Here is a 23,876-nt window from a genome sequence, read left to right on the forward strand (position 1 = left end):
TACACCACCGACGGCCCCCATTGGGGGCCGTCTTTTTTTGCCCTCCGGCTTTTTGCTGCCCGGCTTCTTTGCCTTATTGACACCAAACTTCGCTGAAGACAGAAGAAGTTCATATTATTCAATGATTTGCGATAGATTGGGGTCGATTGGTTGCGATGTTAACCGTAATTCCGGTTACGGTCCGTAAGGTAAAAGTTCCGTTACTCTCATTCGCAGTCGGCTGACCTGGCCGGCGATGCGTCTGTTCATTTAGCCAAGATTTTCCAATCCAGCTGCATATGAATGAGAGAGATAGCGCAATGACAATTACTAGAAAAAGAAGTCGAATCTCGCAAGGCGTCAAAAAATCCGCACTCAGTCTGGCATTGGCCGCATGCTTCAGCAGCGGCGTTTACGCGCAGTCCAACACCACCGGTGCGATCACCGGCCATGCCGCGGCGGGCGACACCGTCACCCTGGTCAATCCCGCCACCGGTTTCACCCGCACCATCGGCGTCAGCAGCGATGGCAGTTATCGCTTCTCGGCTTTGCCGACCGGTCAGTACACGGTTACCAGCAGTTCTGGCGGCTCGCGCACGGTCAATGTCAGTGTCGGCACCGCTTCCAGCGCCGACTTCGTCAGCAGCAGCGGCGCCACCACGCTGGATGCGGTGCTGGTCACTGGCCAGGGCTTCGTCAATCCGATCGACGTGTCGTCGGTCGAGTCGACCACCATCCTGACCGCCGAACAGATCGCCAAGGTCCCCGTACCACGTGATACCACCAGCGTTGCCCTGCTGGCACCGGGCACCGTGCGCGGCGATGCCGCTTTCGGCAACCTGGCTTCCTTCGGCGGCGCATCGGTGGCGGAAAACCAGTACTTCATCAATGGTTTCAACGTCACCAACTCATTCCGCGGTTTGAATTTCTCACAGGTGCCGTTCGAGGCGGTGGCCGAGCAGCAGGTCAAGACCGGCGGCTACGGTGCCGAGTTCGGCCGTTCGCTGGGCGGTGTGGTCAACCAGATCACCAAGCGCGGCACCAATGAGTTCCATGCTGGCTTCAATATCTTCTGGAGCCCGGAAGACCTCAACGAGCCCTCGAAGAACCAGTACCTCACTGATGGCACGCTGCTGCACGACAATTCCCGCGACAGCACCTGGGACAGCACCGCGTCGGTGTGGGCCAGCGGCGCGCTGATCCAGGACAAGCTGTTTGCCTATGGCTTGATTTCCTACACCAAGAAGGAAACCGACAACTGGGGCGGCCCGGTTGGCAATGCGGCAGCCAACATCCTGCCGACCGCGGCGAACTCCAGCAGCTCCACCGAAACCCCGAGCTGGTTGCTGAAGATGGACTGGTACCTGACCGACAGCAACCTGCTGGAACTGACGGCGTTTTCCGACAGCCAGGATCAGGAAATCGATGTCTACTCCAACACCCTGGGCGAAACCAACCGTACCGACTACCGCGGCACCAACTATATCGAGCAGGGTGGTGACAACGCGGTATTGAAGTACACCGGTTTCTGGACCGATACCTTCACCTTCTCGGCGTTGTACGGCCACGGTGAATTCTCGCGCGGGCAGCACCTGCGTACCGCCGATGGTGAACTGGTCTCGTATTCCGGTGATCTGAACCAGCAGGTGGGTGGCTGTCCGGACATCCAGGACGCCCGCACCGCGACCCGCAAAGGACTGACCGGCGTTTACCAGAGCTCCTGTTCGATCGGCTTTGGCAACCAGTTGCAACGTTCGGACTCCAAGGACACCCGTGACCAGTTCCGTATCGATGCCGAATGGCAGCTTGGCGATCACCTGCTGCGGGCTGGTTTCGATCTGGATGATTACGAGTCAGTGGCCGGGCAGATCCGCGAAGGTGGCCGTTTGTGGCGCTATTCGACGGTCGATCCCACTCCTATCAACCCCAACTCCGGTGACGAGATTGACATCGTTCGCGAGCAGATCACGCGCTCGGGTGCGGAGCTGAAGGTCAAGCAACGCGCCTTCTACATCGAAGACAGCTGGAACATCACCAACAACCTGTTGGCTTATGTCGGCCTGCGTTGGGACAGCTTCGAGAACCTCAATGGTGATGGCCAGAGCTACGTCAAGATCGACAACCAGTTCGGCCCTCGCCTGGGCATGTCCTGGGACGTCAACGGCGACTCCAGCTTCAAGGTCTTCGCCAACGCCGGTCGTTACGCGCTGCCGCTGACGCCAAGCGTGGCCCTGCGTGGCGCCAGTGCCTCGTTCTTCACCCGCCAGAACTACACCTTCACAGGTGTCGATCCGGTGACCGGGGCGCCGACCGGACTGACCCCGCGCAATGCCGCCGGTCCGGCCTTCATCAACGGCGAGGACGGCAACAGCCACAACCCGGACACGATTGCCTCGAAGAACCTGGAACCTCAGTACCAGGACGAATACATCCTCGGCATGCAGGCGGCGTTGACCGACCACATGACCCTGGGTGCACGCGGCATCTACCGTGACCTCAAGCAGGCCATCGATGACAACTGCGATTACACCGCCATCACCGACTACGCCGACGAAAACGGTCTGACCGTCAACATCCCCAACCCCGGATTCCCGTACTGCCGCATGTTCAATCCGGGCCAGGATGCCGTGCTGGTCACCGACATCGAAGGCAATGGCGAGCTGACCACCATCACCGTGCCCGGTGACCGCCTGAGCCCACCGGCCAAGCGTACCTACACCGCGTTGGAGTTCTTCGTCGATGGCAGTTGGGACAAACTGTTCCTGCAGGGTTCCTACACCTTCGCCAAGAGCAAGGGCAACACCGAAGGCGGCGTGAAGTCGGACATCGGCCAGGCCGATACCAACGTCACCCAGGATTTCGATTACATCGAACTCACCGAGAATACCTACGGCTACCTGCCCAACGATCGGCGCCACAGCCTGAAGCTGTTCGGCAACTACGATTTCAGTGAACAGTGGTCGATGGGTGCCAACCTGCTGGTGCAATCGGGACGGCCCAAGAACTGCATCGGCGTGCTGGATCGCGACCCCAATCGTGCGCCGGGCGACGGACCTAGCCTGCCGGTGGCATTGGGCGGTACCTACAATCCGCATCCGTACCAGGCGGCCTTCTTCCGCTGCAACAACATCCCGGTGCCGCGTGGTACGGCCGGGCGGTTGCCGTGGACGACCACGTTGGACCTCAACGTGGCATGGCGTCCTTCGTTCGCCGAGGGCCTCCAGTTCAAGATGGATGTCTTCAATGTGTTCGATACCCAGGAAGTGACCTCGGTCAACGAAATCGCCGAAGACGGATCGACCGGCTTGCCGCAGGCCAACTACCTGGTGCCGACTTCGTACCAGGCCCCGCGCACCTTCCGTTTCATGGTCCAGTACGACTTCTGACAACGCTGGTTCGCGTTATGCTGGAACGGTCGCCATTCGGCGGCCGTTCCTTTTTTTACGGGGCAGGGTGTGCAACAGGCAAGCCACTACTGGCAGCAGGCGGACGCGTTGGACAAGGCCGGCGATCACGCCGCGGCCCGCGATGCGTATGCAGCGGTGTTGGCCGGCGACGCCGACCATGCCGCGGCCTGGTTGCGGCTGGGCCGGTTGGAGCGGATTGCCGACCATTATCGGCAGGCGGTGGACTGCGCGCTGCGGGCCGCCGACGCGGTGCGCAACCGACAGGCCTGGCGTAATCTTTCCTTCGTGACCCTGCGGTTGCTGGAGCTGGACCAGCGCCAGCGGGCGACCGAACTGATCCGGCAGGCCGATTGGCAACAGCCGGCGGTGCTGCAGCAGGCAGCGGTCCTGGCGCAGCACCTGTACCTGGCCGGTGAGTACCAAGTCTCGCTGGCGCTGATCGAGCTGGCGAATCGCCATGTCGGGGCACATCATCTGCTCAGCTACGAACGTGGCAATGCGCTACGCGCCGTGGGCGACATGGATGGCGCCAGCCTGGCCTACGAACAGGCCATCGACCTGCGGCCGGTTCACGCGCTTGCGCACTGGGCCTTGGCCAGCCACCGGCCCGCGCATTCACTGCAACGGATTGAACGGCTGCGGCAGGCATTGGCTGGCACCCCCGAATCCAGCGAGGACAGCGCCTACCTGCAGTACGCGCTGTTCAAGGAATACGATGCCGCGGGCGCCCATGAACCAGCATGGACGGCGCTGGAGGCCGGAGCAGCCATCAAGCACAACCGTTTGATCCGGGACCCGGATCTGGAAGCGCGCAACTGCGAACGGCTGCGGCAGCTTGCATTGCCCGCGACCGACGAAGCGCGGCACACCAACGATCACGCGCTGACGCCAATCTTCATCGTTGGCATGCCGCGTACGGGTACCACCGTGCTTGAGCGCATTCTCGACAACCATCCGGGGGTGGTCAGCGCCGGCGAGCTCAACGATTTCAACTCGGCCGTATCCATGGCCGCGGATCATTTTTTCATCGGCGGTTTGTTGCAGCGCGACTGGCAGGTGCTTGAAACAGTCGATTGGCAACGCGTCGGTGAGCTGTACCTGCAACGCATCGCGCCATGGTCAAAAGCTGCACGCTTCGTGGTCGACAAGCACCCGGCTAACTTCTTCAATGCCGCCTGGATTGCCCGGGCATTGCCGCATGCAAAGATACTGTGCCTGCTGAAAGAGCCGATGGACGCCTGCTTCTCCAATCTCAAGGAGCTGTTTGCCGGAGATGCCTACAGCTATAGCTACGACCAGAGGTCGCTGGCGCAGCACTACCGGCAAGTGCGGACACTGGCTGGCCACTGGCAGCAGCGGATGCCGTCGCGTTTCAAGTGTGTTGGCTACAATGAACTGGTACGCGAACCGGCCACCATGGCGGCGGACATCGCCCGCTTCTGTGGTATTGAATATGACCCCGGCAGCGTGCGCATCGAGCGTAACCACAGCCCGACGGCCACCGCCAGCAACTCACAGGTCAGGACCGCGATACATGATGCAAGCATTGATGCATGGAAAAGCTATGCGCAGCCTTTGCGGCCGCTGCAGACAGCACTGGCCGGAGATTGATGGCGCACCGATGTCTGCATTGAAGCCAGGGCGCGGGCCGCGATGACCCCGGTGGCATCCGATGCCGGTCAATGGATGCGGCAAGCCGAACAGTACGCCAGCCTCCGGCAGTGGCCGGCGGCCATCCAGGCCTATCAGCAGGCGCTGGCGTTGCGTCCCGGTGATGCCAATCTGCATGTGCAGTTGTCGTACGTGCATTCGCTGGCCGGCCATTATCGGCTTGCCCACCAGCATGCACTGGCCGCCCATGCCGCGCGGCCAAGCGAACCGGCGGTGATCCGCGAACTGGTCGCCCGGCTGCGGACCTTCAACCAGCCATGGGCCATCCTGCAGACTCTTGAACGGCTGAAGCCGCTGGATCGCATGCCGATTCCCCTGCTGCTGGCATTCGCGACCCAGTTGAGCAACCTCAACGAGCAGGAACAGGCGCTGGCACTGCTCGATGAAGCCAAGCGCGCGGATCCGCTGTATCCGCCGACCCTGGTCGCGCGGGCACAGGTGCTGGTCTACCTGGGCCGGTTTGCGGCGGCCGAGCAGGATCTGCAGGCCTGCCTGCGGCGTGCCCCGGAAATCGCCCAGGCGTGGTGGCTGATCTCCAAGTTGCGCAGGCAAACGAACGAAGCCAACCACGTTGCCCGGTTGCAGTCGTTGCTGGCCGGCAATCCTGCCCGTCCCGGTGACGTGGAATTCCTGGAATACGCGCTGCACAAGGAGCTGGACGACCTCGGCGACCATGCCGGCGCGGCTGCGGCGCTGGAGCGCGCGTGCGAGGCCAAGCGGGCCCGGCTGGTCTACAGCAGCGAGGAATCACGTGCGCTGGTCGATGCCCTGATACGCATGCCAGCGGGCGACGCGACAGGGGCTGGCGGTGAGGCGCGAGAGGGTGGCGATGGCGCGAAGATCCCGATCTTCATCGTCGGCATGCATCGTTCCGGCACCACCCTGCTGGAGCAGCTGCTGGACGGCCATGACGACATCCGCGGGGTGGGCGAGCTGTACGACTTCACCACCCAGATGCGCTGGGCGACCGACCATCACTGCAAGGGAGTCATCGATGCCACCATCGTTGAGCGCGCAAGCGGCCTCGATTGGCCGGCCGTCGGTAGCGGCTACCTGCAGGGCATGCAGTGGCGGCTGGGTGGCGAACGCTGCTTCACTGACAAACTGCCATCCAACTTCCTCAACATCGGCTTCATCTGCCAGGCCTTGCCGCAGGCCCGTATCCTGCACATGGTGCGCGACCCGGTCGAGGTCGCATTCTCCAATCTGCGCGAATTGTTTTCCGACGCCAATCCGTATTCCTATGACCAGGCCGAGCTGGCTGCGTTCCACCAGCAGTACCAGCGCCTGATGGCGCACTGGCATCAGCGTTGGCCGGGGCGCATCCTGGATGTGTCGTATCAGCGGCTGACCCGTGATACCGAGGCCGTACTGCGCGAGGTCTGCGATTTCTGCGGACTGCAGTTCCAGCCATCGATGCTGGCACTGCGGGAACGTTCGCGTGGCGTGGCGACTGCCAGCGCGGTGCAGGTGCGCGGCGAGGTGCACGCACGCGACGTGCCGAAGTGGGCTCCCTATGCCGACTATCTGCAGCCCTTCATCCGGACGATGGCCAGCGCCGGGGCAGCGGACCGACGCGGGCTCTAAACCTTTTGCCCGTCGGGTTCATCCCAGTGGATATGCTGAATGTTGCCATGCACCCACCCATCCACTCCGCGCCGGTGACGGCGGTGCCGGTCGACGCCGCGGCCTTTGACGAACAGGCGTGGGTGAGTCGTGCCGCCGCCGGCGACGTACAGGCATTCGAAGCCTTGTACCGTCGTCACGTCGGCAGGGTCCATGGCGTGATCCAGCGCCTGACCGGCGGCCAGGGCGCGCGTGCCGAGGATCTGACCCAGGAAGCCTTCGTGCGTGCCTGGCAGGCGCTGCCACAGTTCCGGCAGGAGAGTGCATTTTCCACCTGGCTGCACCGGCTGGCGGTCAATACCGCATTGATGGAGTTGCGCAGCCGCAGGACACAACCGCAGCCCAGCGCCGACGAAGACGCGGTGGAGCGGCTTGAGGTGGCTGACTCAGCCGGCCATGTCACCGCATTGTCGATGGATCTTGAACGGGCCGTGGCAACCCTGCCGCCGAGGGCGCGCGCGGTGCTGGTGCTGCATGACGTGGAAGGCTGGAAACACGAAGAAATCGCCCGCGAGCTGGGCATGGCCGTCGGCAGCTCGAAGGCGCAACTGCATCGCGCGCGGCATCTGCTGCGCGAACGCTTGAGGACCGAACCATGAATGACAAAGACGCCTCCCTGCATTGGCAACTGCGCGGTTTGCGCCGCGATGCTTCGCCCGGGCATGACCTGTGGCCGGCCATTGCCGGACGCATTGCCAGCTTGCCCCAGCAGCAGGCCGAGCCCGGCTTCCATCCGGTATCGCGCTGGTGGCCGATGGCCTTGGCTGCCTCTTTGCTGCTGGCCGTAGGCATGGTCTGGCAGGCCGGGCTGCTGCCATCGGCCACCGCACCGGGGGTCCAGCGCGAAGCGGCCTCGCTGACCCGCGACTATCAGAGCGCGATGACCCAGCTGGACCAACGCCCGCCGCCGACCGAGCTGGCCGATTCCTTGAAAGCCCTGGATGACAGCGCCTCCCAGATCCGCGCGGCGCTGCGCCGCGATCCGCATTCCCGGTTGTTGCTGGAGCAGTTGCGCCGCACGTATACGCAGCGCATCAACCTGACCCAGCGCGCCATCATGAGTTGAGGAGAAATACCATGTTCCGTTTTTCACCGCTTTGCATCGCGCTGCTGCTGTCGACCAGCGTCACCGCCTACGCCCAGACCGCGATTGACCAGAGTCATCCGCTGGCGGCGGACGGACGGCTGGACATCAACAACGTCAAGGGCAGCATCCAGGTCACCGCCTGGGACCGTAACGAGGTCAAGATTTCCGGCACCCTGGGGCAGGGGGTGGAGAAGCTGTCGGTGGAAGGATCTCCCGAGCATCTGGAAATCCGCGTGGTCTACCCGCGCGGCAGTGGCTGGGGTGGATCCCACGGCGGACCGACCGATCTCAAGCTGATGGTACCGCTGCGTGCCGAACTGGACGTGGAGTCGGTATCGGCTGACGTCGATGTCACCGGCGTGGCGCCCAGGCAGATCAGCATTGAAAGCGTCAGTGGCGCGATCACCGCCATCGGCGCACCACAGCGTGCCGATCTGCAGAGCGTCAGCGGTGACATCAGCGCCACGCTCAACAGCCGCGATGTCGATCTGCAGACAGTCAGTGGCCGACTGGATCTGCGCGGTCGCCTGAGCGGTGATGTCAGTGCCGAAACCGTATCGGGTGACATCAATGTCGCCGTCAACGGCGAACAGGTGACCGATCTGTCGACCAACACGGTCAGCGGTGACGCCGAAGTCCACACCGATCTGGCCAGCAAGGGCGAGATACACATGGAAAGCGTCAGCGGCAACCTGCTGCTGGTGGTGCCCAGGACCCTGTCGGCGCGAGTCAGCGGTGAGTCCTTCAGCGGTGATCTGAAAGCACCGGGGGTGACCATCAAGAAGGAACGCGGCCCGGGTTCCAGCTTCAGCACCCGCTATGGCGCCGCCGATGGCGAAGTTACCCTTGAAACCTTTTCCGGCGATGCAGAGCTGCGTCTGCAGTGAGGACACGACATGGCGTTCGAGTGACGACACGTCGCTTGGTCGTGGCCCTCGAATGACGCCCGACCAGCGCCACAAGCGACGCCGATGATCAGCTTCAATGCGATAGAAGGCCCCTGTTCAGTTACAGTCTGTGTCTCACAATGATGCCGAAATGCGCCCGGCGAGCCCGTTTTTTTGCCTGAAATCAGCTGTAAGTGACTGATGCTTCAGGGTGTTTTTGCTCTCACATAAATTTTCTGACTTTTCTCTCATTACTAGTAAAATTTGCGTTATCCTTCGGGCACCAGCCGCAAACGTAACGTGCGTCTGAACCATTGGCCTGGGTATTGCCCGGCTTAACTGTGAAATTTTGGAGAGAGAGAGCCTCTAATGATCAACCCCAAGAAGCTGCCTAACGCGATCAAGTTCGCGTTGTTCGCCAGCGCTGTGTCGCTGACCGGCACCGCTGCTGCGCAGGACGCAGAACCCGCCCAGCAGGCCACCACGCTGGACAAGGTCCAGGTCACTGGTTCGCGCATCCGCCAGGTCGACAAGGAAACCGCCGCACCGGTGTTGTTGATCGACCGTGCCGCCATCGAGAAGCAGGGCTTCAATTCGGTCGCCGACATCCTGCAGAACGTCGCTGCCACCGGTTCGCCGGCCATCAGCCGCACCTCGCCGCTGTCCTCCGGTGAAGCCGTCGGCGGTCAGTACATCGATCTGCGCAACCTGGGCGCTGAGCGCACCCTGATCCTGGTCAATGGCAAGCGCCTTGGCGCCACCAACGGTGGTCTGCAGGACGTTGCCTCGATTCCGGCCGCAATGGTCGAGCGCGTTGAAATCCTGAAGGACGGCGCCTCCACCACCTACGGTTCCGATGCCATCGCCGGCGTGATCAACATCATCACCCGCAGCGACTTCGACGGTATGGAAGCCAATGCCTACCTCGGTCAGTACGACGAAGGCGACGGCGACCGTCAGCAGTACAGCTTCGTCATGGGCTTCACTGGCGACCGCGGCTCGTTGACCGCCGGCGTCGAGTACACCAAGGAAAATCCGGTGTGGGCTGGCGACCGCTGGTTCTCCAAGACCACCTATCCGAGCACGCCGAAGGGCGACCGCCTGCTGGACGATCAGTCCGGCTCCAGCCGTTACAGCATTCTGCTCAACCCTACGGGTCGGGTTGATGACAAGGGCAATCCGATCTTCGACCGTCTGACCCTGGACCGCGAAGGTGGCAACTACGACACCAGCGACATCAACAACTACCGTCCGTACAGCCGTGATCTGGATGGCACCTATCCTGGCCTGCAGTCGACCGTGTACAGCGGTATCGAGCGCAAGTCGGCATTCTTGAACGGCAAGTTCGACATCACCGAAAACGTCCGTTTCAACACCGACGTGCTGTTCACCGACCGCGACTCGTTTGCACAGAACGCGGGTTATCCGTACCAGTCCGCTGCCTGGGGCACGCCTCTGTCTGCCGATAGCGTGTTCAACCCGCGCGATGTCGACGTCAATTTCATCCGTCGTCCGTGGGAAGTGCCGCGCGGCGTTTACAACAACCTGCAGACCTTCCGTTTCACCGGCGCCCTGGAAGGCTCGTTCCAGATTGGCGACCGCTTCTGGGATTGGGATGCCGGCGCACTGTACAACCAGAACAAGGGTGTGCAGACCAGCACCGGTAACCTGAACACCGCCAATGTCGCCAATGCCGTTGGTCCGTCCTTCATCAATGCCGACGGTGTTGTCCAGTGCGGTACTGCTCCGGGTCCCAACACCTCCATCCCCTTGGGTACCGGTGGTGGCAACTGCACCCCGTGGAATCCGCTGATTCCGTACGGCATTGGCGGCGCCAACAGCCTGCAGGATCCGAACGTCATCGCCTATCTGTACCAGCCGGGCCAGGCGATCTCGAAGACACAAACCAACGACTATTTCGCCAACCTGTCCGGTACGCTGTTCGAACTGCCGGCCGGTGATCTGGGCGTGGCAGTCGGTGTCGAGCACCGTAAGGAAAGCGGCTCGTTCTCGCCGGACGCCTTGGCACAGACCGGTGTTTCCACCGATCTGGCCTCGGGTCCGACCAGCGGCCAGTACTCGCTGGACGAAGCCTACCTGGAACTGTTGGTGCCGGTCCTCGCCGACATGCCGGGTGCGCAGGAACTCAGCCTGACCGCCGCAACCCGTTATTCGGATTACGACACCTTCGGTGACACCGTCAACAGCAAGTTCGGCTTCACCTGGAAGCCGCTCGACTCGCTGCTGGTGCGTGGTACCTGGGCAGAAGGCTTCCGTGCCCCGACCATCGCCGACCTGTACGGCGGTACCTCGGACAGCTTTGAAACCTACGCCGACCCCTGCGACAGCCAGTACGGCACGCCGACCGCTCGTTGCGCGGCCGATGGTGCAGGCGCTGGTTTCCGCCAGGCGGCTAACCGTCCGGACGGTGTCTCCAATGCCAAGTTCGACCAGTCGAACATTCCGTTCAAGTCCGGTTCCAACCCGAACCTGACTCCGGAAACGTCCGAATCGCAGACCTTGGGTCTGGTCTGGAGCCCGGGCTTCGCTGAAAACCTGAACATGAGCCTGGACTGGTGGAAGATCAAGATCGAAAACACGATCACCGCCGATGACCCGACCTCGATGCTCAACGACTGCTACGTCGCTGGCATTGAATCGCGTTGCCAAGGTCCGACCACCTTCACCCGTGACCCGAACACTGGCGCCATCACCGCGCTGAGCTTCGGTGGTCGTAACGCCGGTTACCAGCAGACCGAAGGTTTCGATTTCGATCTGACCTACGCTCTGGATACCGACTGGGGTCGCTTCTCGCTCAATTCGCAGACCACCTACGTGGCCCAGAACGAGCTGAAGCAGGACAACTCCGACAGCCCGCCGCTGCAGTTGAACGGCACCAGCAACAGCACCTACGGTGCCTACTTCCGCGTCCGCAGCAACCTGGGCGTGAGCTGGGACATGGGTGACTTCGGCGTGACCTGGAATGCGCGTTACTACTCCGGTCTGCGTTCGGACTGCTTGAGCCTGGAAGACTTCCCGGAAATCTGCAGCCAGCCGAACTACGCGGCTCCGGAAACCCAGGGCGAAATCGTGCCGAAGAACGAGTTGGGCGCCAACACCTTCCACGATATCCAGGGTCGCTGGAATACCCCGTGGAATGGCACCATCGCCATCGGTGTGAACAACGTGTTTGATCACAACGCCGGTGCCGATTACAACCAGCCGAACTCCGGCTACTCGTACTACGGTGGCTACGACATCGGTCGCTTCATGTACATGAAGTACCAGCAGCGCTTCTGATCCCGGTCAGAGACCTGTCGTAAAGCAGTACAGCCATGGCCCCGCAAGGGGCCATGGTTTTTTTGTGCATGGAAACAATGGCTGTTCCAACCCTTGCCGCGTGCGGGCAGCATTCGCTTGGCGTCATTGCGCTGCTGGACAGCCGGTGCGGTATCGGCTGGCTGCGACAGGGAGCCAACTGCGGATGACGCGCAGCACCGGTCCCTGTTGCCGGGTGACCAGGGGTAGGGTGTTGCAAACTCCGTCATCGCACAGCTCCTCTGGTTCAACGCCCATGATTGCGGTTGGGGCGCATTTGGCTTTCGTGCAATGCGGAGGGCCGCGAAGGTGCTAGAGGACATGCGTTGTGCGGATGGATCAGGACAGGGGCTTGCTCTGCTGCATGTGATGCATATTCCGCAGTTCCTGCTTGCATGAGGATGCTTTCAGCGCAGTTCCGGAAAAGGGTGCGGAAATGGTCCTTGCGATAGTGGGGCGCAGGGACTCTATTGAAACCGTCCGCACGGAAACAAGCTGCTGGCTGTCCAAATAGCGGGCATGAAAAAAGCCCTCGGAGGGCTTGTGCTGTCGGCCAGGCCTGGCGGTATCACTGACATCGGCTGCTGGGCAGAACCACTTGGATGGAAAAGTCACCAGCGCGTGGGCTGGCAGCAGCCAGTGGGGGTGAATCAAAGATCCTGTTCGTAGCGGACGTAGGGCACGGTGCCTTCGTCGCTGCCGTCATTGGTCATCGAGAACGGATTCTTGCCGCGGGTGACGACGTTCTCGGCACCGACGGTCAATTGCGCGCTCCACGGGGTGCGCCAGGTGATGCCCAGACCGAGGCCTTCCCATTTGTCCGGCTGGCCGGGGACATCGACCACGCGGCCGATGATGTTGGCGCTGAACGGGCCGTAGCCGCCGCCGAAGTTGAGGCTCTTGCTGTTCCACTGGTCGGCGAATGCCGGCAGGTCGGTAGCCGGCACCAGGCGGGCACGGGCGACGGTGCCGCCAATCGAAACAAAACCGCTGTTGCCGATGTTCTTCTGGCCGAACACGGTCAGATCATTCTGTTCGACCCGGTTGCCGGCGCCTTTGCCAGCGGCCAGCCAGGCCGGCAGGGTGTCACGGCCGGTCCCGGCCGAGATGCCCAGCTTGCCACCCGGACGGGCGATGGCAGTGGTCAGGTTGATGTGCTGGCTGTCGCTATCGCCGTCGTCGTCGCCGAGCGAGGCCAGCATGCAATGGCTGGCCAGGTTGCTGATGGTGTTGACCACGCCGGTCTTGCGATTGCAGACCAGGCCCAGCGAATCACCGGCTTCCAGCCCGAACGCAGCGCTGAGGGTGTTGCTGCCGAAGCGCCAGCGAGCGCCGGCGCTGGCTTCACCAGTCGGTTCCAGCAGCAGCACGCCTTCCAGCTTGCCGTCGGTGTTGTTCCACACCGGCAGCGCGGTGGCTTTGGCATCGGCCGTACGGGCGTTCTGCGCACTCGCGTCCGTTGCCGCACCCAGTGCGACCAGCAGACTCAGCGACAGTGGCAGGTAACGCTTGAACATGGCTCGATTCAGGCTCCGGGTGACAGATGCCAAACAACGGCGGAGGGGACCCAATGCTACGCGTTTTATGTTTATTTAACAAGTTGCCGTAGCCGTCAAACGCCAGCCGCAGCAACTATTGAAGCCGTGGTGGCGCTGGCACTTCGACTGCGGATTGAGCAAAAAGTTCCTCGATCTGGGCGGCATCGAAACCGTATTCCTGCCCACAGAACTCACAACGCACCTCCGCATGCCCGTCGGCCAGCGCTGCAGTTGCCTCCTCCTGCCCCAAGGATTGCAGCATGCTCTCAACCCGCGCCCGAGAGCAAGAGCAAGCGAAAGAAATTGCGCGTTCGGTCAGTATTTGCGGGTTTTCCTCGTGAAACAGCCGGTACAACAGGGTTTCCGTGTGCGCTTGCAGCAATTCCGCGCCGCCCAGGGTGTCGAACAGGGCGCCGACGCGGTTCCAGCCGTCGACGTCGCCCTCGTCACCGGGCAGCTTCTGCAGCATGATCCCGGCCACGCCATCGGCGGTGGCGGCCAGCAGCAGCCGGGTCGGCAACTGCTCGGACTGGCGGAAGTAACCCTCGAAGGCTTCGTCAAGGGTGCTGGCCTGCAGGCCGACCAGGCTCTGATAGCGCTGCGGCTCGCGTGGATCCAGGCCCGGATTTTCGATGGTGATGGCCAGCAGCGTGCCGTCACCCAGGGTGCTGAGATCGCGCGGCGCGTCCTGGCCGTCGGCGAGCTGGACGATGCCACGCAGGGTGCCGGCGGCGGTGCATTCGGCAAACAGGGTGCGGATCGGACCGTCACCGCGCAGCTGGATCGAAAGGCGTCCATCGACCTTGGTGTGGCCGGTGAACAGAACCGCGGCGGCACAGGCCTGGCCCAGCAGTTCGGTCGCATTGGGCGGATAGTCCGCGCGCTGCTGCACGTCGCGCCAGGCATCGGTCAACTGCACATGCACGCCGCGTACGCCGGCTTGCGGCAGCAGGAAGCGGGTCTGGGTATCGGTGCTCACGAGGGGTCCTTGGCGGCGCGGCCGCTGTATGCGTCAATCCACACAGATGTGGGCGCGCCCTCGCCGATCCAATAGCTGGCCAGCGCTGGCGGCGGCGGGCAGACAGGATGAAGGATAGCCGCCAGAATAGGGTCTGGTTATTCGCCAAGGCAGGTGTGCACACCGTGGTTCCCTCACCGAAAAGAAGCCGCTTCCGGCGCTGGCTGCGTTGGCTGCTGGCACTGCCATTCCTGTTTGCCGCCGCCAGCGTGCTGCAGGTGGCGGCGTTGCGGTTCATCGATCCGCCGTTTTCCGCATTCATGCTGGAGCGGCAGATGGAAGCGTGGGGCGATGGCGATTGGGGCTTTCGTTATGTCTACGACTGGCGCGATCTGGACCGGATCGCCAGCAGCCTGCCATTGTCGGTGATCGCCGCCGAAGACCAGAAGTTCGCCACCCATCGCGGCTTCGACCTGCAGGCCATCGAGAAGGCCCGGGTCAACAACGCCAAGGGACGGCGGGTCCGTGGCGCCAGCACCTTGAGCCAGCAGGTCGCCAAGAATCTGTTCCTGTGGCAGGGCCGCAGTTGGCTGCGCAAGGGCATCGAGGCGTGGTACACGGTGTTGATCGAAGCTTTGTGGTCGAAGCAGCGGATCATCGAAATGCACGTCAACATTGCCGAATTCGGAGATGGCGTCTACGGCGCGCAGGCTGCTGCCCGCGAGTTCTGGGGCCGCGATGCCGCCGACCTGAGCGCCGAACAGAGTGCGCGCCTGGCCGCGGTATTGCCGGCACCGCGCCGCTATAACGCCCGCGACCCCGGACCTTACGTGCAGCGGCGGGCCAACTGGATCCAGCGCCAGGTCCGCCAACTGGGTGGCAAAAGCTATCTGGAGGGCCTGAAGTGAACACAGCTGGGGCCACCCCGACGGAGACGCCACTGTTGACCGTGCTGATTGCCGCGCACAACGAGGCCGAGGCGTTGCCGGTGCTGCATCCGCGCCTGCGCGAGGCGCTGGCCAGCCTTGGCGGCGTGCGCACGCGGGTGTTGTATGTCGATGACGGCAGCAGCGATGAGACCTGGGCACAACTGCTGTTGCTGGCCGCTGGCGATCCGCAGGTCGGCCTGTTGCGGCTGTCGCGCAACTTCGGCAAGGAGGCCGCGCTGACCGCCGGTCTGGACCATGTCGAAGACGGCGCGGTGGTGATCCTGGATGCCGATGGCCAGGACCCGCCTGAATTGATAACCGAATTCGTCCGGCTATGGCGTGAAGGCTATGACAACGTGCATGGCACCCGTATCCAGCGCGAGGGTGAAAGCTGGCTCAAACGCAGTACCGCGCATGCGTTCTATCGCGTGATCGGACGGCTGTCGGCCACCCCGATCCCGGCTGACACCGGCGATTTCCGTTTGTTGTCGCCACGCAGCGTGGCCGCGTTGAAACAGTTGCGCGAACGCCATCGCTTCATGAAGGGTCTGTTCGGCTGGGTTGGTTACCGGCAGATATCGGTACCGTACCGGCGCGAGCCGCGCGTGGCCGGCGACAGCAAGTTCGGCTTCTGGCGCTTGTGGAACTTCGCACTCGAGGGCATCACCAGCTTTTCCACCGCGCCGCTGCGCGCCACCACCTATGTCGGCGTGCTGACCGCGCTGCTGGCGTTTGCGTTTGCGCTCTGGGTGGTGTTGAAGGCGGTGCTGTGGGGCGACCCGGTGGCCGGTTGGCCGACCATGATGGCGGTGATCCTGATGCTGGGCGGGGTCCAGCTGGTGGCGCTGGGATTGATTGGCGAATACCTGGGCCGCCTGTACGACGAATCCAAGCAGCGGCCGATTTATCTGGTCGACGTATGGCAACCGGGTGAAGCAGGAGTATGCTTGCCAGAACCTGGCCAGCAAGGAGCAAACCATGCGTACAGTCCGTCAATTACTGGGCGAGAAGACCGCTGAAGTCCATGCGGTGGGGTCGGATGCCTCGGTCCTGGATGCGATCCGGCTGATGGCGGAGAAGGGAGTCGGGGCGGTGCTGGTGATCGACGGGACACGCCTGAGCGGCATCCTTTCCGAACGCGATTACGCGCGCAAGATCGTGCTCCAGGGGCGCTCGTCATCGAGTACGCCGGTGCGCGACATCATGACCGCGGAGTTGATCACCGTGGGTCTGGATGACAACGTCGACAACTGCATGCAACTGGTCACCCGTAACCGCATCCGTCACCTGCCGGTGATGAGCGATGGCAGCGTCGTCGGCGTCATCTCGATCGGTGATCTGGTCAAGGCGGTGATCGAGGATCAGCAGGTGCAGCTGGACCAGCTGCAGCGCTACATCGCCAGCTGATCCACAGCGGCCCAGACACGCAGCGTCGTGGCCGACGCCCGCACGGGCGCCGCTGTTTACTTGGCATACTGGCCGCCACAGCCACTGTCCTCGCCCGGGCCCAGTTCCAGGGTCGCCAACAGGGCCGCCGGCGGCGCGATGCTGCCCAGCGCCAGGGCCACCGCACCGCGCAGGCCCAGGCGGGCGAAATCAGGATGGAATGACGGGTCCTTGAAGGTGCCGCCGATGACCAGTGGCGAACGCAGCGCGACGATGCTGCGATCCTTTGGCCGCGGGCGCAGCTCCAGATCCAGGGTTTCGTCCTTCAGGCTGATGTCGCCCTTGCCGACGATGATGGTGTCAGTGCTGTCGAACGCCAGGCTGCGGGTATGCATGACCCCCTGCCTGAGATCGAAATCACCGAAGGCACAGCGCACCGGTACCTGTTTGTCATCGGTCAGCAGGAACTTCAATGATTCGGCCACGTCCAGCCCGGCCAGCTCCATCAGCAGATTGCTGATCCGGCCCTTGCCCATGCCGAGGGTGGCGTCGCCGTTGGCGCTGCCGAGAATCGCGGCGATTGAATTGCCGGTGCCGTTGATGACCACATTGCCGCCGATGCGGCCAATCGCGGTCCTGGTCAGTTCGGCATCGGGGAACAGCTTGCCCAGGTCGAGCTTGCTGACCGCTACATCGGCGCGGGTGCGGATGGTCGGGCGACTGGCATCCATCTGGATGGTCGAACGGATATCGCCGCTGGCGACGCCGAAGTTCAGCGGGTCCAGACGCAGCACGCCGGCTTTCAGTTTCAGGTGCGCGTCCATGTCGTCGATCGGCAATGACGGCGCGTTGATGCGCTTGGCTTTCAGCACCACGTCGGCATCCATTGAACGCAGTTTGCCCAGATCGTACGGCGTGTCCGGCAGGACCCTGGCTGACGCGGTCTGTTGTGCCGATTGCCTGCGTTGCTGTGGATTGGCTGATTCGCTGGCACCGGTTTGCGGTTGACCGCCGACAAAGCCTGCGAGGTCATCGAAGTCCAGACGTTTCGACACCAGATCGGCTTTCAGGAAGGGTCGCTCGCCGCCGACGGTGACCGCCGCATCACCGCCCAGATCACTGTCACCGACCTTGCCGGTGAAGTCGTCGTAACGCCAGGTATTGCCGTCACGGGTAAAGCGACCATCCAGTTGGTACGGCGGGGTCGACGGAATCGCCACGCCTATCAGCGGGTACAGGTCCTCGAGGTCCTGGCCTGACAAGGCCAGTTTGAGATCGAAGTCCTGCAGGCTGAGCGGATTGACCAGCTGGCCGCGCGCGTGGGCATGGGTGGGGCCGGCTGAGGCCCGCAGATCCAGATGGAAGGGACGCTCGCTGTTGGTCAGTTCCAGCGGCGACTCGGCGGTGCCCTTGAGGGTGAAGGCATTGCCGGCCCATTTGCCCTTGCCGGCAATGGCCACGGGAGCACTGTCGGCAGGATTGTCCGGCTTCATGCTGTTGAGCCGGATGTCGATATCGGTCTTCTCGGCAGCATCGACAAACGACAGCCGGCCATCCTCGATCCACAGTTTGCGCAACACCGGTGGCTTGCCGTCACCGTCGGACGGCTTGAAGACCCAGTTGCCCTTGCCCTTGGGGCCGGTTTCCAGGCGCAGCAGCGGCTTGTCCAGGCGGATCTCGGCGACATCGACTTTGCCGCGCAACAGCGGCCAGAACATCACGTCCACTTCCGCTTGCCGGGCGGCGGCCATGTTCGGCAGGCGCGCCCAGGGGGCATTGCCGAACTCCAGTTGCGAAGCACGGATGGTGATCCGGCGTCCCAGATCGACATCGAGGTCACCGCCAATATGGAAGCTGCGGCCGGTGCGTGCGGTGACCGCGCGCTCGACCGGGCCCTTGAACCAGTTCCAGTCGAACAACACCAGCAGGACCACCAGCGCGGCCGCGATGCTGCCCAGGATCCACCAGCCACGCCGCGAAGGGCCACGCCATTTGCGCGGCCCGCGCGCCGACTTGGCAGCCATGGTTTTTCCGTCGACGGTGCTGTTCATGCCGACAATATCGGCAAGCGCTTGTTCAGATACCGCGAAAATGGCGCGAATGCCCGGCCTGGAAGTTCAGGCGATGGACATCTTGCCAGGCGCGACGGCCAGGCCAGGCAGCGCTCACAGCCTCGGGCGCAACACCTGTTCGGTCACCGCGATGAAGTGGGAGACACTGCCGGCAAGCACGAACAGATGCCAGATGGCATGCGAATAGCGGATCGATTCGCGATGATAGAAATAAGTGCCCAGCGTGTAGAACAGGCCGCCGGCAATCAGCCAGCCCAGGGTCCAGCCATCAAGTGATTGCAGCATCGGCTTGATCGCCACGATCACCAGCCAGCCCATGGCGATGTAGATGCCGGTCGACAACAGCGGGAAACGCCCGGTGTAGTAAAGCTTGAACACCACCCCGGCCAATGCCAGCGTCCAGATTGCCGCGAACAGGCCCCAGCCCCACGGGCCGCGCAAGGCAATCAGGGTGAACGGCGTGTAGGTACCGGCGATCAACAGATAGATCGCGCAGTGATCGAAGATCTTCAGCCGCGCCTTGGCCACCGGGTGCTGGATGGCGTGGTACAGGGTGGAAGCGGTGTACAACAACAACAGGCTGACCACGAAGACAATCGAAGCACCCAGTTGCCAGCCGTCGCCATACAGCGCCGCCAGCGTGATCAGCACCGCGCCGGCGGCGAGGGCGGCGACCGCGCCCAGTCCATGGGTCAGCGCGTTGGCGATTTCATCGCGGAGATCGGTTTGCATCTGCACCATCAATCGTGCGGTGGGGTCGCACGCAGGTTGCCACGGTACAGCATCGGCTGGTCCGCGACACACCGTTTACGTCGGGCGTCGCGGAAGATTTGCCGATCAGGGCGTGTCGACCGCGTGCGCGTGTTCGCGGGTGGCCAGGAAGGTCACGTCCGGGGCCCGTTCCTGCGCCAGCTGCAGGTTGACCCGGGTCGGCGCCAGGTAGACCAGCTGGCCGGCGGCATCGACTGCCAGATGGGTCGCGTTCTTGTCGCGGAATTCCTCCAGCTTGCGCGGATTGTCGCAGCGTACCCAGCGCGCGGTAGTCACCCCGACCGGTTCGAAACTGGCGTCGACGCCGTATTCGTCCTTCAGGCGATAGGCGACCACGTCGAACTGCAGCACGCCGACCGCGCCCAGGATCAGGTCGTTGCTCATCAGCGGTTTGAAGAACTGGGTGGCGCCTTCTTCGCTGAGCTGGGCCAGGCCTTTCTGCAACTGCTTGAGCTTGAGCGGGTCGCGCAGGCGCGCACGCCGGAACAACTCCGGGGCGAAGTTGGGAATGCCGGTGAAACTGATCGCCTCGCCTTCGGTGAAGGTGTCGCCGATCGAAATGGTGCCGTGGTTGTGGATGCCGATGACATCGCCGGGATAGGCCTCGGCGGCCAGCTCGCGGTCGCTGGCCATGAAGGTCAGCGCGTTGGCCAGCTTCATCTCCTTGCCGGTGCGGACGTGGAAGGTCTTCATACCGGCTTCGAAGCGGCCCGAGCATACGCGCATGAAGGCGACCCGGTCGCGATGCTGCGGGTCCATGTTGGCCTGGATCTTGAACACGAAGCCGGTCAGCTTGTTCTCGGTGGCCTGCACGGTGCGGGTGGTGGTGGCGCGATCCTGTGGCGAAGGCGCGTTGGCGGCAAAGAAATCGAGCAGCGGTTGCACGCCGAAATTGTTGACGCCCGAGCCGAAGAACACCGGCGTCTGCTGGCCGCTGCGGTAGGCCTGCAGATCGAACGGATGCGAGGCACCCTGGATCAGCTCCAGCTCGTCGCGCAGTTGCGCGAGCATTTCGGCGCCAATCTTGGCTTCCACGCCCGGCTCGTCCAGCGACTTGAAAATGGTCGAATCCTGGCGGGTGAAGTTGCGACCGGGCTCGTACAGATGCACTTCGCCGGTGATCAGATGGACCACGCCTTTCAGCCGCTGACCCATGCCGATTGGCCAGGTCACCGGCGCGCACTGGATGCCGAGCACGGTTTCCACTTCATCCAGCAGATCAATTGGATCCTTGCCCTCGCGATCCAGCTTGTTGATGAAGGTCATGATCGGGGTGTCGCGCAGTCGGCAGACTTCCATCAGCTTGATGGTCCGCTCTTCCACGCCCTTGGCCACATCGATCACCATCAATGCCGAATCGACCGCGGTCAGCACCCGGTAGGTGTCCTCGCCGAAGTCGGCGTGGCCGGGGGTGTCGAGCAGATTGATGATCTTGCCTTCGTACGGGAACTGCATTACCGAACTGGTGACCGAAATGCCGCGCTCCTTCTCCAGCGCCATCCAGTCGGAGGTAGCGTGGCGGGCGGCCTTGCGGCCCTTGACCGAGCCAGCCATCTGGATCGCACCGCCGAACAGCAGCAGTTTTTCGGTCAACGTGGTCTTGCCGGCGTCGGGGTGGGAAATGATCGCGAAGGTGCGGCGGCGCGCGGCTTCGCTGGCGACGGTGGAGGTACCGGCGGTGGCGGTCGGCGAGTGGGAAACGTCAGTCATGGGGAACGGGCAGGCCAATGACGCCCGCGGGGGCGTGGATGATGTCGGGAAGCCGCCAATTATAGCCGTTGCCGGGCAGGTGGGCCCGGCTGGCTTACAAGCCGCCCGGGAGAGGGCTCAGGGTCGCGGGAACTGCAGTTGTCCCAGTGGCCCGAACATCCGGAACGGCACCGACACCAGGCGCATGCCGCGGTTGACCTGGACCACGAAATGCAGATGCGGCGCGGTGCTGAAACCGGTGTTGCCCGACAGCCCGATGCGCTGGCCCTTGCGCACGTACTGGCCGACCCGCACCTGCACCCCCTCCGGCTTGAGATGGGCGTACACGGCCATGCTGCCGTCGCCGTGCAGGATGCGGATGAAATTGGCGCGGCCGCCGTATTTCTCCCGGTTCAGGCCGGCCTGGTCGTAATCGCCTTCGACCTGCATCACGATGCCGGCGCGCGCGGCCAGCACCGGAGTGCCGATCGGCACCGCGAAGTCCACCGCGTCGCGGTTCTGTTCGTCATTGTGGCTGAAACTGCCGCCCGGCCCTTGATCGACCCGTACCCGGCCGTAGTCGAACGGCAGCCGGTATTCGTAGTCTTCCGGCACCGCAACCGGATCGCCCGGCACACCATCCAGCAGCAGTTCGAAGTCGCCGCCGCGCAGCGGATCCTGCAGGCGCACCTGCGACACCACCACACTGCTGCGTGCCGGCACCGTGGCCTGGGCCGGCAGCAGCGGACTGGCGAGCACGTTGCGATCGGCCTGCTTGAAGTGCAGCAGGACCTCGACCGGGCCATACATCAGATTGTCGGCCCAGGCCTGGTACTGGCCATTGTGGTTTTCCAGGCGCAGCCGGATCAGCGCGCTGGGCGCGTTGCGGAAGTGGCGCACGTCGACCTCGGCATCGACCAGCGCATCGGCTGGCGGTGGCCGGTCGCCGTACTGGGTGTAGCCGCGCTTGTCCTTCCAGCTGTACAGGCGTGCGGCCCCGGCACCGCTGCTCGCCAGCAGCAGCAACAAGGCCAGGCCGATGCCTGCTAGCCGCGCTGCCAATCGCACTCAGACACAACCATGGCCCAGATGCAGTGCCGCGCTGACCTTGCCCAGATCGAAGGCCGATACCGAACGGTCATCGTGCAGGGCGAACACCACCCCGGCCGGAAACCGCCGGCTGGGCGCGGCATGCAGCACTTCGCCGTCGGTATTGGCGGTGACCCGGCCGCTGAACACGCCGGCCGGTGCCAGCGTCTGCCGGTCGAACACCCGGAACAAGGTCGGTGCCACCTGATCGACGGCGATCCAGTAACCGGCCTGCTGTTGACATTGCCACAGCGCCACGCCCTCGGCATCGGCGTCGAAGACCGGCAAACTGAAGCCGCGATAGCGCCCCTGCAGGGTGTAGTCGCGCAGGGTGGAGCCGACGCGGCGGTCTTCCTCGGCGATCAACAGGCGGTCATTGGCGGCATCGCCGGCAATGGATTCCACCATCCGCAAGGCACCCTGCTCGGTGGTATCGCCAAACTGGCCGGCGAGGCGGGCGTGTACCGCGCCATCGCCATCGACGTCGATCAGGAAGCGTTTGACCCGTTGGTCCAGTTGCGGCAGCGGCGGCACCACGCCGGCGCGGAAGTCGGCCATGAAACTGTCGGTGACCAGCATCTCCAGCCGGCCCGGCGCCAGTGGCCGTAACCAGACGCCATAGGGCAGCTGCAGGACGTCCGCGCCGATGATCGCCAGCGGCTGGAAATCCGGCAGCCGCAGCACCTGCACCCGGTGGTTGTCGCGTTCGACCACGAACACCAGGTCGCCCTCGACGGCGATGCCATTGGGGCGCTCAAACTGGCCCAGGGCGCTGCCGCGTGCACCGACCGTGCGCAGGCGCGCGCCGGTTTCGCCGTCCAGCACCACCAGCCGATGGGTCGACTTGGCGGTGGCAATCACCCACAGGTCACCTCGTGGCGGGGCCCAGACCGCCAGCGAGTCCAGTTCATCCTCGGGCGAGGGGACCGATATCCACGACTCGTCTATCACCGCATCGACGTGGCTGAGCGGCTTGGGCGCGGGATTTCTTGAGTTGTGGGGTGGGGTGGCGCAGCCGCTCAGCAGGGTCCATCCCGACAGCAGCAGGGCAAGCAACATGGTGCGTTGGTTCATATGTGAATTATGCGGGATTGGCATTGACAGCCGCATCACAAAAAATCTGTATCGCTTCATTCGAATAAAGCGATTGACATGCCTGCCGGCCGCTGGCAAAGTGGCTCCACCATCGAGACCGGCAGAGGGACAGGCCCTTTGAAGCCGGGGCAGCCAGCGCAGCGCAAGCCGCGTAGTGGTGCCAAATCCTGCGGAGACCGGGCATCTGCCCCTTGCGTCTGCCGAAAGATGGTTCGATCCGTGAGCGGTTTTCACGGCGGACGCGAGCTTCGCGAAAGCTCGATGGCTGATCCAACTTTCCGGATGACGCCATGAATTTCGCCACCACCGCCCTCCATGCAGTTCCCGCTGATGCGACCGCCATCGAGGCATTGCTGCCTGACGACGTCGTCAGC

Annotated in this window: 17 protein-coding genes and 1 riboswitch; of the genes, 10 read left to right on the forward strand and 7 right to left on the reverse strand. The window is 63.4% G+C overall.

Annotation, left to right across the window (positions count from 1 at the left end; genetic code table 11):
• Positions 1-365: 365 nt before the first annotated feature.
• From ABB29_RS07930 to ABB29_RS07960, 7 genes are all read left to right on the forward strand, one after another.
• Entirely contained in the window at positions 366-3,365 is a 3,000-nt protein-coding gene (locus ABB29_RS07930; RefSeq protein ID WP_057658075.1) for a TonB-dependent receptor, read from the forward strand.
• Between the two features lie 69 nt (positions 3,366-3,434).
• Positions 3,435-4,997, forward strand: a complete 1,563-nt coding sequence (locus ABB29_RS07935; protein ID WP_057658076.1) for a tetratricopeptide repeat-containing sulfotransferase family protein — start codon at positions 3,435-3,437, stop codon at positions 4,995-4,997.
• Between the two features lie 75 nt (positions 4,998-5,072).
• The gene (locus tag ABB29_RS07940; protein ID WP_170185856.1) at positions 5,073-6,644 is read left to right on the forward strand and encodes a tetratricopeptide repeat-containing sulfotransferase family protein; all 1,572 of its coding nucleotides are present in this window, start codon (positions 5,073-5,075) and stop codon (positions 6,642-6,644) included.
• Positions 6,645-6,691: 47 nt separating this feature from the next.
• Complete coding sequence (locus tag ABB29_RS07945; protein ID WP_157062553.1) at positions 6,692-7,282, forward strand: RNA polymerase sigma factor; 591 nt, start codon at positions 6,692-6,694, stop codon at positions 7,280-7,282.
• The gene (locus tag ABB29_RS07950) at positions 7,279-7,749 is read left to right on the forward strand and encodes a hypothetical protein (RefSeq protein WP_057658078.1); all 471 of its coding nucleotides are present in this window, start codon (positions 7,279-7,281) and stop codon (positions 7,747-7,749) included. The genes ABB29_RS07945 and ABB29_RS07950 overlap by 4 nt, the downstream gene beginning before the upstream one ends.
• A gap of 11 nt (positions 7,750-7,760) precedes the next feature.
• Positions 7,761-8,657, forward strand: coding sequence for a DUF4097 family beta strand repeat-containing protein (locus ABB29_RS07955; RefSeq protein WP_057658079.1), 897 nt, complete (start codon positions 7,761-7,763; stop codon positions 8,655-8,657).
• A 369-nt stretch (positions 8,658-9,026) separates the two neighbouring features.
• Positions 9,027-11,957, forward strand: a complete 2,931-nt coding sequence (locus ABB29_RS07960; protein ID WP_083487647.1) for a TonB-dependent receptor domain-containing protein — start codon at positions 9,027-9,029, stop codon at positions 11,955-11,957.
• Positions 11,958-12,625: 668 nt separating this feature from the next.
• Here the strand turns inward: ABB29_RS07960 and ABB29_RS07965 are convergent.
• Positions 12,626-13,456, reverse strand: coding sequence for an XOO1806 family protein (locus ABB29_RS07965; protein ID WP_211260712.1), 831 nt, complete (start codon positions 13,454-13,456; stop codon positions 12,626-12,628).
• Between the two features lie 151 nt (positions 13,457-13,607).
• Complete coding sequence (gene hslO, locus ABB29_RS07970; protein WP_083487649.1) at positions 13,608-14,492, reverse strand: Hsp33 family molecular chaperone HslO; 885 nt, start codon at positions 14,490-14,492, stop codon at positions 13,608-13,610.
• Between the two features lie 107 nt (positions 14,493-14,599).
• Between hslO and mtgA the strand changes: the two genes are divergently transcribed.
• From mtgA to ABB29_RS07985, 3 genes are read left to right on the forward strand one after another with little or no spacing between them, the layout of a single operon-like run.
• The gene (gene mtgA, locus ABB29_RS07975; RefSeq protein WP_083487651.1) at positions 14,600-15,379 is read left to right on the forward strand and encodes a monofunctional biosynthetic peptidoglycan transglycosylase; all 780 of its coding nucleotides are present in this window, start codon (positions 14,600-14,602) and stop codon (positions 15,377-15,379) included.
• On the forward strand, positions 15,376-16,419 hold the full coding sequence (locus tag ABB29_RS07980; protein ID WP_057658083.1) for a glycosyltransferase family 2 protein: 1,044 nt from the start codon (positions 15,376-15,378) through the stop codon (positions 16,417-16,419). Before mtgA ends, ABB29_RS07980 begins: the two co-directional genes overlap by 4 nt.
• Entirely contained in the window at positions 16,379-16,807 is a 429-nt protein-coding gene (locus ABB29_RS07985) for a CBS domain-containing protein (protein WP_057658084.1), read from the forward strand. The genes ABB29_RS07980 and ABB29_RS07985 overlap by 41 nt, the downstream gene beginning before the upstream one ends.
• 56 nt (positions 16,808-16,863) lie before the next feature.
• Here the strand turns inward: ABB29_RS07985 and ABB29_RS07990 are convergent, their stop codons facing one another.
• From ABB29_RS07990 to ABB29_RS08010, 5 genes are all read right to left on the reverse strand, one after another.
• Positions 16,864-18,810 carry an AsmA family protein gene (locus tag ABB29_RS07990; RefSeq protein ID WP_057658146.1) on the reverse strand — a complete coding sequence of 649 codons (1,947 nt, stop codon included), beginning with the start codon at positions 18,808-18,810 and terminating at the stop codon, positions 16,864-16,866.
• A 141-nt stretch (positions 18,811-18,951) separates the two neighbouring features.
• A complete protein-coding gene (gene trhA / locus ABB29_RS07995; RefSeq protein ID WP_057658085.1) occupies positions 18,952-19,599 on the reverse strand; it encodes a PAQR family membrane homeostasis protein TrhA in 648 nt (215 codons plus the stop codon).
• A gap of 96 nt (positions 19,600-19,695) precedes the next feature.
• Positions 19,696-21,339 (reverse strand): peptide chain release factor 3, encoded by a 1,644-nt coding sequence (locus tag ABB29_RS08000; RefSeq protein ID WP_057658086.1) that lies wholly within the window; start codon positions 21,337-21,339, stop codon positions 19,696-19,698.
• 117 nt (positions 21,340-21,456) lie between these two features.
• A complete protein-coding gene (locus ABB29_RS08005; protein ID WP_057658087.1) occupies positions 21,457-22,386 on the reverse strand; it encodes a M23 family metallopeptidase in 930 nt (309 codons plus the stop codon).
• Positions 22,387-23,481 (reverse strand): hypothetical protein, encoded by a 1,095-nt coding sequence (locus ABB29_RS08010; protein WP_083487655.1) that lies wholly within the window; start codon positions 23,479-23,481, stop codon positions 22,387-22,389. It lies immediately after the preceding gene.
• Positions 23,482-23,587: 106 nt separating this feature from the next.
• Positions 23,588-23,716, forward strand: a riboswitch (SAM riboswitch).
• Positions 23,717-23,876: the final 160 nt, after the last annotated feature.

This window comes from Pseudoxanthomonas dokdonensis, assembly GCF_001431405.1.
In the GTDB taxonomy this organism is placed as follows: domain Bacteria; phylum Pseudomonadota; class Gammaproteobacteria; order Xanthomonadales; family Xanthomonadaceae; genus Pseudoxanthomonas_A; species Pseudoxanthomonas_A dokdonensis.